The organism is Shewanella sp. SACH (genome assembly GCF_001887095.2).
GTDB lineage: Bacteria > Pseudomonadota > Gammaproteobacteria > Enterobacterales > Shewanellaceae > Shewanella > Shewanella baltica.
This window is the reverse complement of record NZ_MPDG02000001.1, coordinates 1,479,228-1,493,714: the sequence shown is the minus strand read 5'-3', so window position 1 is coordinate 1,493,714 and position 14,487 is coordinate 1,479,228. Positions and strand designations below refer to the sequence as shown.

The window sequence follows — 14,487 nt, the reverse complement described above, 5'->3', positions numbered from 1 at the left end:
GATTTTTCTTACCTCTGTGCGTAAAGAATTAAAGACCCTGCATTTTATCTGTGTTTATCTTGCTGTGACTCAGGTAAAATTCCGCGCTATTTTGGGATCTGTAGCCAGTCTACAGATGATTGATTTGTTTATGCACTGGAAATTAAGTTCCAGCTAGCAAAGAGGGTGTTATGACTAAAGTCGTCGTGTGTGCGTTATATAAATTCGTGTCTTTACCGCATTTTGAATCTATCCGAGCGCCACTGCTCGCCATGATGGAACAGGCCGAGATCAAAGGCACTCTGCTCCTCGCAAGCGAAGGGATCAATGGCACAGTTGCCGGCACCCAAGAAGCGATCGAAGCATTATTGGTTTGGCTTAATAGCCAAAACGGCCTAGACAATATTGTTCACAAATTGTCATTCGACGATGAAATGCCGTTCTACCGCACTAAAGTCAAACTGAAAAACGAAATCGTCACTATGGGCGTTGAAGGTATTGATCCACTTAAAGTGGTTGGCACCTATGTGAAGCCTCAAGATTGGAATGCGCTGATTTCTGATCCTGACGTGATTTTAGTCGACACCCGTAACGATTATGAAGTGCAAATCGGCACTTTCAAAAATGCCATTAATCCTGTGACTGAAACCTTCAGAGAATTCCCTGAATATGTGAAGCAGAATCTTGATCCTGCTAAACATAAAAAGGTTGCCATGTTCTGTACTGGTGGTATCCGCTGTGAGAAATCAACTGCTTATTTGAAAGAGCAAGGCTTTGACGAGGTCTATCATCTCGAAGGCGGCATTCTTAAATACCTTGAAGAAGTCAAAGCAGAAGAAAGTCTGTGGGAAGGCGAGTGCTTCGTGTTCGATAATCGCGTCGCGGTTAACCATGACTTGAAGAAAGGTCAATACGATCAATGTAATGCTTGCCGTATGCCAATCACCGAAGCTGAAAAACAGAGCCCTGCCTATGTGCAAGGTGTCAGTTGCCCACATTGTATCGATAAAATTTCTGACGAGCAGCGTAAACGTTTTGTTGAGCGTGAGCGCCAAGTTAATCTGGCAAAAGCCCGTAACGAAGCGCATATCGGCAGCGATGTGAATCAAGTGATTGAAGCACGCCGCGAGAAAAAAGAAGCGCAGCGTCGACTCGCCGCCGAGAAAAATAACGCGAAAAAATCGCAAGTGCTTTAACTTTATATTTCATTGGATTAGCTGCGAGTTAGTCATGAGTTCGCACTGAGTTTGTTTCTCGCTCAGGCAGCTCATACATTGCTCTCGATTTGAATATGGTTGCACTATGGCCCGACTCGTTCGGGCCATTTTTTTATGCCGATTTTAGTTTTAGTGTGAATGTGCATTAACCCATTATTTAACTCATTATTTATCATAGCGCTATGCCGAAAATCTTAAATTTATGATAACTTTCAGTCGCTAGTATTAAAAAACGCGAGTATTACTAGTATTGAAAAATGAAGTCGAGTGCCATTAAACGACAGGGAGCGATTCAGTGCAAGGTAGGCAAAGCGCATGAGCATTTGGAAAGAGCTATACGATATTTTCGATAAGGAACGCAGTCGCTGGCAGCAATCGAGCGCCAGTAAGCAGGCGATTGCCTTTGAGTTAAAAGCCAATTTGGGTTTTCTGGCCGATGCCTTAAGCAGCGGTTTATCGCAAATCGCGATCGCCAGCGGTTTAGAATGCAGTATTTTTGAGGCAAAACTGAAAGAGGGCGCTGCACTCACTGCGTTAAATCGCCGTAAAGTGACCCTGACGTTTATTGGCGAATTTTCCGAGTTTGCTAAGTATGTCGGTAAAGAGAACGACGCTTTGGTCGAGAATGCTTACTCTAAAATTAAATCACTGCAGAAGTTAGTCGCGGCTGAGCCGAATAAAAGCCACGATCTGAGGATTAAATCCCTGTTTCGCTTCTTAGTCTTTTTAGTGGCACACCTTGAGGAGCAGCCATTGAGTCGGACGTCAGCGAAAAAAGCTGAAGGTTGATGCGTGGGCAAGCTTGTGATTAATACGATTGGTATAAGAGACAAAAAAGGCGCTTATGGCGCCTTTTCTATGTTTGCTAACGTCATTGTTCAGCTTTTTAGCGCAGTCTTTAAGAGGCGTGTTTAAGAGCCATCTTTTGACTCACTCTTTAAAAGCCACTATTGAGTTTAGCGCTTAGGTGGCTCATCTGTTTTATTGGCTTCTGAGTCCGTAGAACTTGGCTTGTTTGAAGCATCATCGGCATCATTCTCTGCTGCCGAAGGCTTGGCAGTAGGCTTTATCTGCTTATCTTTACCATGTTGGCCGAACTGCGGCAGTTTGAACTTAGCACTGTATTTCAACGCGGCAAGATTGCTGGCGATGACACCGACGATCAAAATAATAATGATCCAGACTTCTAAGGTCGACATACTCAGCTCCTGTTTCGAATAGACTCGCGCACAAGACTCACGGGCGATTAATCAACCGCTAAACGTTGCTCACATTTACGAATGTCTTCTGGCGTATCAACTTCAATAGAATCAAAGGCGCTAATGGCGATTTTGATTTTATGACCATATTCTAATGCACGCAATTGCTCGAGTTTTTCCAGATCTTCTAGACGTCCTAATGGCAGAGCGGCGAAGGCTTGGACGAATTTTCGGGTATAAGCATACACACCTAAGTGCTTATAAACGGGGTAATCTTGGGTGTCGCGGCCAAAAGGAATACGCGAACGAGAGAAATACAAGGCATAGTTGTTGTTATCGAACACCATCTTCACATGCATAGGATCGTCAAGCTCGGCTTTATTGACGATTTCAAAGCCTAAGGTGGCCATTTCAAACTCACCTGGGTGACGCTCGAAGAGGCTGATGACTTGCTCGATAGAGGTGGGGTCAATAAGGGGTTGATCGCCCTGTAGGTTGATCACTAAGTCGTCATCTTTCAGTCCCAGTTGGTTTATCGCATCATTGATACGATCTGTACCCGATGCCGCTTCTGGGCTGGTCATGACCACTTTGCCGCCAAAACCTTCAACGGCCGCTTTAATGCGGTCATCATCGGTAGCGACATAAATATTGGTGAGGCCTTTGGCTAACGACGCGCGTTCATACACGTGTTGGATCATTGGCTTGCCGTTAATCGGGGCTAAGGGTTTGCCCGGGAAGCGGCTTGAACCGTAACGAGCCGGGATTAACAGAGTCACATTCATCAAATTATCCTACTTTTATCAAAGATATACAGTGTAGAAATACAATGCATATAGACAAAAGGGCTCACAATTGAGCCCTTTTAATATGTGTTAGAGCTTAGATGCGACGGAACAGGGCAGTCAACATTTCATCTGTGACTTTCTCTTCCCAACCCGCGCCGTAAACGTTAGCCCATAGTGGACCCATGCTCTTAGTCACGGCAACCATTTTAGCGATGGTTTCGTCTGGCAGATCTTTACAGATGTTCTTCGGCAGTGTGATGTTATGTTTCTTCATCATCAGACGGAACTCTTCGACGCCTTCTGGATAGAATTCTTCTAACACGTCAAAGGCGATACAGTTGCCGATACCGTGGTGGTAACCCAGGATATAAGACAGACCGTAAGAAACCGCGTGACAGGCACCCACTTGGCTATAGGCTATGCTCATGCCGCCCATGAAAGACGCCATCATCAGCTTATCGTCTTTTTCTACATGGTCGTCTAAGTACACTTGGCGACATAAATCCATGGCTTTTTCAGCGTAGGATTTAGAGAACTCGTTTAAGAAGGTACCTTGTAAAGATTCAACACAGTGGATATAGCAATCCATACCTGTGTAGAACCATTGGTCCGTTTCAACGCCTTCGATTAACTCAGAATCCATGATGATTTGATCGAATACTGTGTAATCTGAGTTCAGACCTAGCTTACGCACTGGACCACATAACACGGCGGTGCGTGACGCTTCTGCACCAGTACCAGAAATCGTTGGGATACCAATGTGGTGTACCGCTGGGTTCTTGATTAAGTCCCAACCTTGGTACATGGCAGAGCCACCTGGGTTCGTCAGCATCAGCGATACCGCTTTAGCCACGTCCATGGTTGAACCGCCACCTAAACCCACTACGCTGACAGGCAGTTTGCTATTAAAAGCTTGAACTTGCTCTGTTAACGTGTCGATTTGAATGGTGCTTGGCTCTTCATCAACGTTAACCCAAATCACCATGTCTTGTGCTTTAGCTGGGATGCGGCCCTCAAGGGCTTTGCCTTGATGCACGTCATCGACTAAAAATACCACGAAGTCGTCGGCGGTTTTACGTTCAGCAGCTAACACTTCATCCAATTGGACGAATGAGCCACGGCCGAAGATCATTTTTTCAACTACTTTAAAATTCTTAAAACTCATTGCAACAAACTCCCGTAGAATTATTGGGCAAATGCTTTCTTGATGTTTTCGATACGCTCAGCGATCTGAGCATCGGTCCAAGACAACTTGATGAGCATAGAAATGGTGCGGCTCATAATGGCATCGGATTTAGGCACAGAAACTTGAGTATAGTCAGGTCTGTCGGCGATTAATGTGATTGGCAACGCAGCAGATGCCTTAAGCTCCTGAATGTGTTTCCAGTTTTTCAAATAATGCCAGTTGTTTACATACCAGTAGAAGCAGCCATCGACGCCGTTTTCAGCCAGTTTTTTGCTGATTTCGATAGTACGCGCTTCGGTTGGCAACATAAAGGTTAAGAAGCCCGCTGAGTCGCCTTCTGGATCGGGGATCAGGCGGAAGGTTACTTCTGGGATAGCAGCGGCCATCGCATCTTTAATGGTTTTTTTGTTTTTACGTTGGATATCGATAATGGTATCGAGTTTACGTAATTGCGCTAAACCTAAGGCGGCGTTCATTTCCGAAATACGGAAGTTCAAGCCAATGATTGGATGTGACTCAGCGCCGCGGTCTTTACCTATGTGGTCATGGCCGTGATCGGAGAACATGTGCGCGTTGTTGTAGATTTCAGTGTTATTAGTGATTACAGCGCCACCTTCACCACAGGTGATGGTTTTGACTGAATCGAATGAGTAACAACCCACATCACCGATAGTACCTAAGGCTTGGCCCTTGTAGCTGCCACCAATGGCTTGGCAAGCATCTTCTAAAATCTTGATGTTATGTTTTGCACAGACGGCTTTGATCTCGTCCATCTTCGCCATAGAACCACACATGTGCACTAAGTTAATCGCTTTAGTACGTGGGGTAATCGCGGCTTCAATACCTTCTGGAGATAAACACAGTGTCTCGTCGATTTCGGCAAAGATAGGAATCGCGCCTGCCATAAAAATCGCTTCAACTGAGGCAACAAAGGTAAAAGGTGGCACGATAACTTCGTCGCCAGCGCCAATGCCCGCAGCCATCATGGCCGTTTGCAGTGCAGCGGTGCCGCTTGACAAAAGGTGAGCATGCTTCACGTTCATTTTCTCGCAGAGCAGTTGCTCCATATCGCGAGTCTTCCAGCGATCATTACGCATATGGTCGAAGTTGTAACGGAAGGTAAAACCGTTTTCCATAACGTCAGCGACTTCCTGCTTCTCTTCAGGACCAAATAATTCAAAACCGGGCATGGAAGGTATCTCCTTAGAATATGTCGCGCATAGGTCGCGCTGCAATTAACTGGCGGATTATAACTGGGGTAATAGACCCTTGCGATGTTTTATTGCTGAAAATTGCCATGGAAAAAGAAAAACCTGCACAGGTGCAGGTTTTATCTGAGTATAGATGACACTCAGCTAAGGGTTAAAAGCACACATTCAGGCCGTTAGCGTGGATTGGCTAAGCCGTGTTCACGATCGACAGTGACATCTAAATCTGTCAGTAAACCGTTATCAATGCCGTAAATCCAGCCGTGTACTGCGACTTCTTGGCCGCGATCCCAGGCTTCTTGCACTATGGTTGAACTGGTGACGTTGGCAACCTGCTCAATCACGTTGAGCTCGCATAGGCGATCAAAACGTTTCGCTTCATCCATCTGTTTTAATTCATCTTGATAGATACGGTAGATATCACGTAAATGCCCGAGCCAGTTATCGATAAGGCCTAAGCGTTGCTGACTCATGGCCGCACGCACACCACCACAGCCGTAGTGACCCACCACCATAATGTGCTTCACCTTGAGCACATCAACGGCGTATTGCAGCACAGATAAGCAGTTAAGATCGGTATGGATCACCATGTTGGCAATATTGCGGTGAACAAAGACTTCACCCGGCATAAGATCGATGATTTGGTTAGACGGTACGCGACTATCTGAGCAGCCAATCCACAGGTATTCAGGATGTTGCTGTTTCGCTAATTGCTCGAAGAAATCAGGATTTTCTTGGCGTATACGTCCGGCCCAGCGGCGGTTGTTGTCGAATAAAGGTTTGAGTAGTTTCATTTTAACCTATTGTTTTATTGATATATAAAATGTCTTCTCATGCTCTAATTCATGCAAGCAGCACATTTTTAGCAAGAGTATACCAGCAAAATTGTTTCTGCTGGTCTATCCAATTAAGGTTTGAATCGGGATATTGAGAAATCGAGATTATTTTTTCTTAATAGTACTGTAAATGGATAACTTCTCTCTGGGAATTCGAGCGCCATTTGCGGGTGTGTTTGGGGTTAATATCGCGCTAATACTGAGTGAAAATCTTGTCCGCCAGAGATTAAGGCGGACAAGGATGATGCAGTATGGGTTAGAACTTACTGATCACTTTTACGCTATCGTTCACTTCGCTGACGTCAACAAACCCGATCATATTCGGATTGGCGGCAATCAATGAGAGCATTTCAGCGCTAGAGTCGACGACTTTTGGCGGTTGGCCTTGGCCTGAAAAGACCAGTTTTGACCAATAGGCTTTGAGCTGACTCTCGGTTTTATTGAGGATCTGCTTCACGAACGCATCACGGGCGGGTGAGCCCTCGGGTTGATCGAGCGCAACCACAGTGCCACCACTGGGGAAAGACTTAAGTTTACCTAAATAGATACGTGAAATATCCGCAGCGCTAATTTCTGACGTATTAGAAGGATGCACCACGACGGCAATTTCGGCTTGCACACAGGCACTGCCAAGCAAAAGCGCACTGGCGACTAAGGTTTTCATCATCAACCGAGATCTTATTAATCGTTTCATGTTTAACTCCTTAAAAAACTAAGTCTATTGCCATACTCAGCAACTGTTCATCGGAGGACGGTTTGTCATTGCTGTAGTTGGTGTACTCCAGTTTTAGCGCGGCTGAGGGATGGAAATCCCAGCGTGTACCTATGATGTAGTAGGAGCTGTCTTCTTGCTGTGCTTCAAGCGCCGCTTTAGTACCAAAAACCAGAGGCGCTAGCGCAGCTTGGTTTGCTGGTGGCAGGCTATTGTATAGCGGTAACATGCCCTCATAGGCATCGTATTGTGGATCGTTTTTATCGATACCGTAGGTTAAGTGGAAGGTGAAATCTTTATAGCGGATCCCGCCGGAAACAAAGGCCGAATCTTGGATGTTAAAACTGCTGGGATCGACGTCAATGCGGGTGTATTCCGCCAACACGAACCATTTACCCGCATCATATTTAACGTTAGCGCCGATAAGTAACGCGCTGTCGTTAATGGGTAAAAGATCATCGACCACTTGCTGACTAAATAACCCAGTTTGGGCAATCGTATCGCCTAGGCCGAGCAGAGCGGGTAACTCGTAGGAGAAATCGGTCACTATGCCAATATTCAAGCCGTACTCAAACCCAGAGGTCACAAAGTTAAAGTTCATTATGTGGCCCTTGGCGGAGAAGGGCGCGGGAGGTGTTGATGAACCTATAGGTGCATAGTCGGAAACGGAAGTGGTGATGTATTTATAGGTCAACCCGACTTCGGTATCGCCCCATAAATCGGAATACACTAAACCGACACCTTCGCCTGAATTAAACGGCAACGAATAAACGCCGCGGGGCGGGGTGATCCAATGATAGGCATAGCCTACATCAATATAATCAGAGTATTTATACAGGTTAAAGCGCTGGCGGCCCGCCATGAGCATAAGTTTGTCGCTGATGTCATAGGAGATATAAGCCCATTCGAATTCGGCACTGTAATCGTTATTGCCTCGGGATAGCACTTGCGCCGTGGCTCTTAAGCCACTGCCCAGATCGGCAGTAAATTGTAAGGCAACTTTTGAATCGTTATTAAAGTTGAGCTCTTTGTCATAGTCATAATAGCTTTTATCGTCACTGAGACTCGAACCCGCGACAATAGAGGCAAATCCATTTATTTGAACATCGGCATAAAGAGACGGCATATAAAGTGTGCTGAGCACGCAGAGGGCAACTGTACTTTTTCTCATGGCAGAATACCTTGTTGAGGGAATACAGTAATAAAGGTAGTTGATAATGGGTGGATTTCACCTTTATGCAACATTTTTTGAGGCGCTGGCGACAAAATGGTGATTTATACTTGTTAATGCTGATTTAACGGGGGATTCTTAGGAAACTAGGCGAGTTAACCTGTGGTGCTAAATCAAGTAAAGCCTAATATATTCATGGGTTAAGCAGGGGGGGGACGTGGATTTGGTATTGAGGGTATGGGTTAAGCCGAATAGCCATCTTCAAGATGCGCATGCCCACACCTTGAAGATTTTATTTAGCGACGGTATTTAGTGACAGATTAGTGATGTTTAGCGAGAAAATCGGCTAAGTGTTGATTGATAAATTCGGCTTGTTCAAGGGTCGAGATATGTCCCGCCGCAGGAATATGCACCAGTTGACTGCCATCGATGGCATCACTCATTAGGTAGCTTTCGAGCACACTGCGCGCTTTATCCTCAACGCCCGCCATGATGAGGCAGGGGAGTGTAAATTGCTCCGCACATTCCATGGTATCGCGGCGACCAAAAATCATTCGTCCAAGTTTCACTATCGTGGGGATTTTTTCTGCTGAGATTGTGGCAAGTGAGTGTTCAAAGCCAGCGACCAGTTCAGGTGTGTTATGCGCGGCATTATTTGCGAAGAACAAAGGTGAAATCGCACTGATAAGCGGCGCAGGAATCGCCTTAGCGGCGGTAATCATATCCAGCATGCCATCATATTTCGCGCGGGTCACTTCGGGTTCAAAACCGATAAAACTGTTGAGCATGACTAAGGTTTTCACCCTTGCTGGCGCCTTGAGTACCAGTTCGGCCCCCCACATTGCACCTACTGAAAGTCCGACAATACTAAAGTCAGTGATGTCGAGACCATCCATTAAGGCCAACATGTGATCGGCAATATCGAGCAGGGTTTTACCATTATCTGGCAGTAAATCTGACTGACCATGACCCCACAGTTCTGGCACAATACAGCGGTAATGGGCACTTAGCGCGGCAATTTGAGGCGCCCACATGGCGCTATCCCACAAATAACTGTGGCCAAACAACAATACAGGGCCTGTACCGACATCAAGGTAACTTAATTTACGATCGGCAATAATGAGCTGCTGACGGTGTGACGAAAAATCCATAAAACCTACTTAATTAAATATATCATTATGTTAAGCCGTATTTGGTGCCCATTTTGGCGATAGAGCGCTGGGCTTAACCTTTACAAAAATCTGCGACTAATATCCCACAGCTAAGGCTGAGCGATACGCAATACGTATTCATCCACTAGATAGTCTAATCGTGCTAGTACCGCATCTTTTAGCAACATATCACTGTTTTCTAAAAGGATTGCCAGTTCGGCACGATCGAATTGCGGCAACAATAATTGCGCAACAGGGAAATAGCTGATGTGCCAAGGCTCAGGACTGACCGCGCTTTGTCCCTGTTGAAACGGGAAATAAAAGCCAAAATCATGGGCATTCTCCACTAGCCAAGCATGCAGTTTGGCGCAGGGGCCAGCTTGGACATATTCAGCTTCAACAAGGCGCAGGGCTTTGACATCAATTTGATTCGCATCGAACACATCGAGATCTGTGCCCCAGTGGTGACGTGAAGCGCCGGGCAGCGCCGACCAGAGCAAAATCAAGTCGACGATGGCATCGTCACTCAATCCCTTAATACTTACCGCTTGCTCGTTGGCATCCAATACCGCGCGTTTACCGCTGGCCTTGGCATTCCAAATCGCCAGTTGTCGCTCAAAAGGGCGGTGGGCAGAGCAGATGGCGAGTGCTATGCCCGCATCTTTGGCTTTTTCCGCCATCGCATTAAAGGCGATGGCGGTGTTCGCTTCGAGCCAAAAGCTATGATACCCAAGGTGATACGGACTTAAATATTCCACCAATTCAGGGGAGTTTAAGCCGTAAAGTCTTGCGGTTTCGGGGCGGATCTCTAGGTGTGTTAGCACAATAGTTGTTCCAAAATCACTTCATAACACAGGGCTAGCTGCTCAAGGTCGTCCACTTTAACGCATTCATTCACTTTATGAATGGTGGCGTTCACTGGGCCAAGCTCTAACACTTTAGCACCCGTTGGCGCGATAAAGCGTCCGTCCGATGTGCCGCCTGTGGTTTGTGGATCTGTCTCATAGCCTGTGACTTGGCGAATAGCAATACGGGTCGCGTCAAGCAGTGGACCATCGCCGGTTAAAAATGGCAGACCATTGAAAATCCAGCTAATATCGTAGCCTAGCTCGTGGGCTTTCAATAAGGCTTCAACCCGTTCAATCAATATTTCGGCGGTCACTTCGGTGGAGTAACGGAAGTTAAACATCACGTCCAATGCGCCGGGGATCACATTCGATGCGCCGGTGCCGCCATTAATATTGGCGATTTGGAAGCTGGTGGGCGGAAAGAACTCATTGCCATTATCCCAGTGCATCTGACTCAGCTCAGCTAAGAAAGGCGCGGCTTTGTGGATTGGATTATCGGCAAGGTGTGGATAGGCCACGTGGCCTTGAATGCCTTTCACGATTAAGTTGCCGGTTAAACTACCGCGGCGACCATTTTTGACCACATCACCCAGCTTTAGGGTAGATGAAGGCTCGCCGACTAACGCCCAGGTGATCTTCTCGTTGCGCGCTTCTAAGGTATCAATGACTCGCGTCGTGCCGTTGATGAAGGGGCCTTCTTCATCGCTGGTGATCAAAAAGGCGATTGAGCCATTATGATCGGGATGTTTAGCCACAAAACGTTCGGTGGCAATCACCATAGCCGCCAATGAACCTTTCATGTCCGCGGCGCCGCGGCCATATAAGTAGCCATCGATAATGGTGGGCACAAAAGGCGGCGTGTGCCAGCGGCTCACATCACCCGTTGGCACAACGTCAGTATGGCCGGCAAAACAAAAGACCGGACCTTCATTGCCACGGCGAGCCCACATATTGGTAGTGTCTTCAAATACCATAGGTTCGATATTAAAGCCGATGGCGCTCAGTCTTTCAGCCATTAAGGTTTGGCAGCCTTCATCAAGCGGCGTCACTGAAGGGCGGGCGATCAGCGCTTTTGTCAGTTCAGTTACAGGATAATCGTCGGCTGGCATCATAGTGAAAATACTCTTTTATAGGCGGCTTCATCAAAGCCAATCAGCACGTGCTCACCGACGACCAAGACGGGGCGTTTGATCAGTGTCGGTTGCGCCAGCATAAGTTGAATGGCTTTGGCTTGATCAATATCGATTTTATCTGCGTCACTGAGTGCACGAAAGCTTGTGCTGCGCTTATTGAATACGGTTTCCCAGTCTGAGGCTTTACACCAGAATTCGAGGTCTTCTTGACGTAGGCCGTCATCTCTAAAATCATGGAAATGAACTGGAAGTTGATGATTTTCAATCCATTTGCGTGCTTTACGCACTGTATCGCAATTCTTAATACCGTAGAGGGTCAAAATGATGCTCCAGTGTGGATGGACGCTTGGCTGGCAAGCATTGATTTTGCTGGCATTGTGGCATTGTGCGCCGCATGTCACAAGTGGGATGTTTTGCTGAGATAGCGTGAGCATAAAAATGTCAGTGCATCCGCCTTTACATGCCTGCTATTGCGGGGTGTAAGCGTTATCTGAGCATGGGGGAAAGTCTGTTCGTTTGTATTAAAAATAGGCTAAAGGCTTAAGCATCGCTTAAGTTTTCCGCTCTAATGTCTAAGCGTGTAATTGTTGTCATTAGTTGAGGGAAATCATCATGAATATCGCCAATGTGGGTCAATCATCTGCGAGCATGCAGTCATCATCGATACAAGCTCAACAGAAACAAGCCAATATCTCGCCTCAGAAAGTAGAGGAAGTGAATGAGTCATCCCAAGAGCGCGCGAAAGAGGCGGGCAAAGGGGAGTCAGTCGACACTTTTGCTTAAAGCTTTTTATTTGAGTTGGTTGCCTAAGTTCGTGGCTTGAGCTTGATACTCGAGCTTGTTATTCAATTTAGTTGCTCAAGTCAGTTAGTTAAGTTCATGGCCTAAGTTAAATGCTTAAAGTTAGAGGCCATTCAGGTCGGCGGTTGTCATCTCAATTGCCGACTTTTCCTCTTAATTTTACCTCTACTCTATTAGCGTCTCCATTCAGTGTCTTTATTGCCGATATTTTTATGTCCTCGGGTTTTAATGCGATAGAGCCGACGAGTGCTTTAGGGGATTTAATGCAATTTGATAATGACTACCGACCTAAGTGAAATGCGCATCAGCATTTATGTTGTGCTTAAATTTCATGCAGTGTTGAAAGAATGCATTCTGAACAGGGTGCGACATGTCATTTATCCTCACCAAAACAGTCAATGGACATCTACCTAGAATATTATCGACCTAGAACGTTATGTGTTTTGGCTGCCGAAGAAATGATCTCTACATCGCTTTTCCATTCCGCGTTTACATTATTCACCATCGTTAGGTGCCGCTTTTTTTGCTTTAAGCAATTGTTAAGTATATTTTTTTATCATCATTACTATGACTAATCATGCCTATTGTCTCACCACATTCTCACCTTTATGCACTTTCATCCTTCAGCTTCAGCTCACAAGGTTGTTCACTTTTTAGCGACCTGAGCCTGAGCTAAGGATTTCAACCAAAACCCATAAGTCGAGGTAAGCTCTATGCGTTTAGCATCAGACACTCGGTATTTATATTTAATACGCCACAGATAAAATCGTTAACACTTGTTTAACCAAAACTGTCTGTTATATATTGTTTTCTCATTAAAATCAGCTTGATATCTGGCGTTGACTCTAGCGCGATTTTTAAAGGATTAAAATGCACAGCGATGTTTCTTGGCAGCGATTTAAGCAATTTCCGCGCTTGATGTGGATATTTCTGTTTGGGTCTTTTATCACCCGTGGCAGTTATTACATGGTATGGCCATTTTTGGCCGTTATTTTATATGAGAAATTCGCGCTAAGTGCCACTGAGGTCGGCATGGTCTTGTCCTGCGCCGCGATTATTTCGGTATTTACGAGCTTTGTTGGTAGCTCATTGTCCGACAGAATAGGTCGTCATAAGCTGATGTACCTGACGGGCATCCTCTATATCATCTCGTTTTCGTTATTGGCTGAAGCCAATTCTGTCGAGGGGTATGTGGTTGTGATGACCCTTTGCTCTATGGCCACTTCACTGTGGCGACCGCTAACATCGGCGGCTATTGGCGACATCATTGCCGATCCTAAGACGCGTGAATTGGCGATGCAGTCGCTGTATTTCATCGTCAACGTCGGCTGCGCCGTTGGCCCTATGCTTGGGGTATGGCTTGGTCTTACGGGCAAGCAGTCCAGTTTTTACCTTACCGCAGTGGCCTTTGCCGTGTTGTTAGCCTTGTTATATTGGGGATTTAACCATCAAACCCGTCAGGATGTTGCTTTGGCGGCTGGCGCCTCATCGAATGACAATTTAAGTGACGCTACGAGTGGCACTGAAAGTGATGGTGCAAGTGGCAGTGTAAATGACATGACAAGTGATGGTGTTAATCGTGGTGTGAATGGCTTATCGAGTGATACTGAGGCGAGCACGAAAAAAGCGGCAGTCGTGAGCCGTAAGCAAATTGTCGCCATTCTATTGCAAGATAAACTGCTGCAATGTTTAATTTTCGCCAATATTTTGTGTATGTTCATTTATGCCCAAATGGACAGTTCGTTGATCCAATATCTTACTCGCGCTGGCGCGCCTGATTTACTGACGTTAATCTCTGGCATGATTTTCACTAATGCTATGGTGATTATCTCAACCCAATTTTTGCTATTGAAACTCATGGCCCGTTTTCCGCTCGTCAAACGGATTCAAATCGGATTGCTGTTACTTATCTGCTCACAAATCTGGCTGGCATTTAATCCACTGGATCTTTTTTGGGGCTGGATAGGGGCAATTGTGGTGATGAGCGTCGCCGAGACGATTTTGTTTCCTACTATGAATGTGCATATCGACCGCTTAGCCCCTGACCATCTTCGGGGTGCTTACTTTGGCGCCGCCTCATTCTATGACTTAGGCTTTGCGCTCGCGCCCCTTGGAGGCGGTATTATATTGGATCATTTTGGCGGTCAGTGGCTGTTTTTGACGGGCGCCGCACTCTCGGTATTGGTGATTTATCTGTACAGTATTTTAGATAGACTACCGCGACCCGATTTTTCCATGTTTAAAGCGGATTAGTATAC

General features: G+C 46.1%; 15 protein-coding genes. 4 read left to right on the top strand and 11 right to left on the bottom strand.

Annotated elements, in window-relative coordinates; translation table 11 throughout:
• Positions 1–170 precede the first annotated feature (170 nt).
• Together BM607_RS06475 and BM607_RS06470 are read left to right on the top strand one after the other, a co-directional pair.
• Entirely contained in the window at positions 171–1,175 is a 1,005-nt protein-coding gene (locus tag BM607_RS06475; RefSeq protein WP_071939417.1) for a rhodanese-related sulfurtransferase, read from the top strand.
• Between the two features lie 336 nt (positions 1,176–1,511).
• On the top strand, positions 1,512–1,985 hold the full coding sequence (locus BM607_RS06470; RefSeq protein ID WP_071939418.1) for a hypothetical protein: 474 nt from the start codon (positions 1,512–1,514) through the stop codon (positions 1,983–1,985).
• A gap of 167 nt (positions 1,986–2,152) precedes the next feature.
• Here BM607_RS06470 and BM607_RS06465 read toward each other — a convergent pair whose 3' ends face one another.
• The 11 genes from BM607_RS06465 to BM607_RS06415 all read right to left on the bottom strand — a co-directional run bounded on the left by BM607_RS06465 (position 2,153) and on the right by BM607_RS06415 (position 11,748).
• Positions 2,153–2,395 (bottom strand): DUF2897 family protein, encoded by a 243-nt coding sequence (locus BM607_RS06465; protein WP_071939419.1) that lies wholly within the window; start codon positions 2,393–2,395, stop codon positions 2,153–2,155.
• Between the two features lie 47 nt (positions 2,396–2,442).
• Positions 2,443–3,180 carry an 8-amino-3,8-dideoxy-manno-octulosonate cytidylyltransferase KdsB gene (gene kdsB, locus BM607_RS06460; protein WP_006081834.1) on the bottom strand — a complete coding sequence of 246 codons (738 nt, stop codon included), beginning with the start codon at positions 3,178–3,180 and terminating at the stop codon, positions 2,443–2,445.
• A 97-nt stretch (positions 3,181–3,277) separates the two neighbouring features.
• Positions 3,278–4,348, bottom strand: a complete 1,071-nt coding sequence (gene kdnB, locus BM607_RS06455) for a 3-deoxy-alpha-D-manno-octulosonate 8-oxidase KdnB (protein ID WP_011846934.1) — start codon at positions 4,346–4,348, stop codon at positions 3,278–3,280.
• Between the two features lie 20 nt (positions 4,349–4,368).
• A complete protein-coding gene (gene kdnA, locus BM607_RS06450; RefSeq protein WP_006081832.1) occupies positions 4,369–5,559 on the bottom strand; it encodes an 8-amino-3,8-dideoxy-alpha-D-manno-octulosonate transaminase KdnA in 1,191 nt (396 codons plus the stop codon).
• A 194-nt stretch (positions 5,560–5,753) separates the two neighbouring features.
• Positions 5,754–6,371 (bottom strand): carbonate dehydratase, encoded by a 618-nt coding sequence (can, locus tag BM607_RS06445; protein ID WP_006081831.1) that lies wholly within the window; start codon positions 6,369–6,371, stop codon positions 5,754–5,756.
• A 298-nt stretch (positions 6,372–6,669) separates the two neighbouring features.
• Positions 6,670–7,107: a phosphate ABC transporter substrate-binding protein gene (locus tag BM607_RS06440; protein WP_071939420.1), complete on the bottom strand. Its 438-nt coding sequence runs from the start codon at positions 7,105–7,107 to the stop codon at positions 6,670–6,672.
• A gap of 10 nt (positions 7,108–7,117) precedes the next feature.
• Positions 7,118–8,296, bottom strand: coding sequence for a porin (locus BM607_RS06435; RefSeq protein ID WP_011846933.1), 1,179 nt, complete (start codon positions 8,294–8,296; stop codon positions 7,118–7,120).
• Between the two features lie 320 nt (positions 8,297–8,616).
• Positions 8,617–9,447 carry an alpha/beta fold hydrolase gene (locus BM607_RS06430; protein ID WP_071939421.1) on the bottom strand — a complete coding sequence of 277 codons (831 nt, stop codon included), beginning with the start codon at positions 9,445–9,447 and terminating at the stop codon, positions 8,617–8,619.
• A gap of 110 nt (positions 9,448–9,557) precedes the next feature.
• Positions 9,558–10,271, bottom strand: a complete 714-nt coding sequence (locus BM607_RS06425; RefSeq protein WP_012089326.1) for a M15 family metallopeptidase — start codon at positions 10,269–10,271, stop codon at positions 9,558–9,560.
• Positions 10,265–11,404, bottom strand: coding sequence for a succinyl-diaminopimelate desuccinylase (gene dapE, locus BM607_RS06420; RefSeq protein WP_170927460.1), 1,140 nt, complete (start codon positions 11,402–11,404; stop codon positions 10,265–10,267). The genes BM607_RS06425 and dapE overlap by 7 nt, the downstream gene beginning before the upstream one ends.
• Positions 11,404–11,748 (bottom strand): arsenate reductase, encoded by a 345-nt coding sequence (locus BM607_RS06415; protein WP_071939507.1) that lies wholly within the window; start codon positions 11,746–11,748, stop codon positions 11,404–11,406. The genes dapE and BM607_RS06415 overlap by 1 nt, the downstream gene beginning before the upstream one ends.
• A 292-nt stretch (positions 11,749–12,040) precedes the next feature.
• Here BM607_RS06415 and BM607_RS21900 point away from each other — a divergent pair, with 292 nt between their 5' ends.
• Both BM607_RS21900 and BM607_RS06410 read left to right on the top strand, forming a co-directional pair.
• Positions 12,041–12,211 carry a hypothetical protein gene (locus BM607_RS21900; RefSeq protein WP_006086821.1) on the top strand — a complete coding sequence of 57 codons (171 nt, stop codon included), beginning with the start codon at positions 12,041–12,043 and terminating at the stop codon, positions 12,209–12,211.
• Positions 12,212–13,099: 888 nt separating this feature from the next.
• Positions 13,100–14,482, top strand: a complete 1,383-nt coding sequence (locus BM607_RS06410; RefSeq protein WP_071939423.1) for an MFS transporter — start codon at positions 13,100–13,102, stop codon at positions 14,480–14,482.
• Positions 14,483–14,487: the final 5 nt, after the last annotated feature.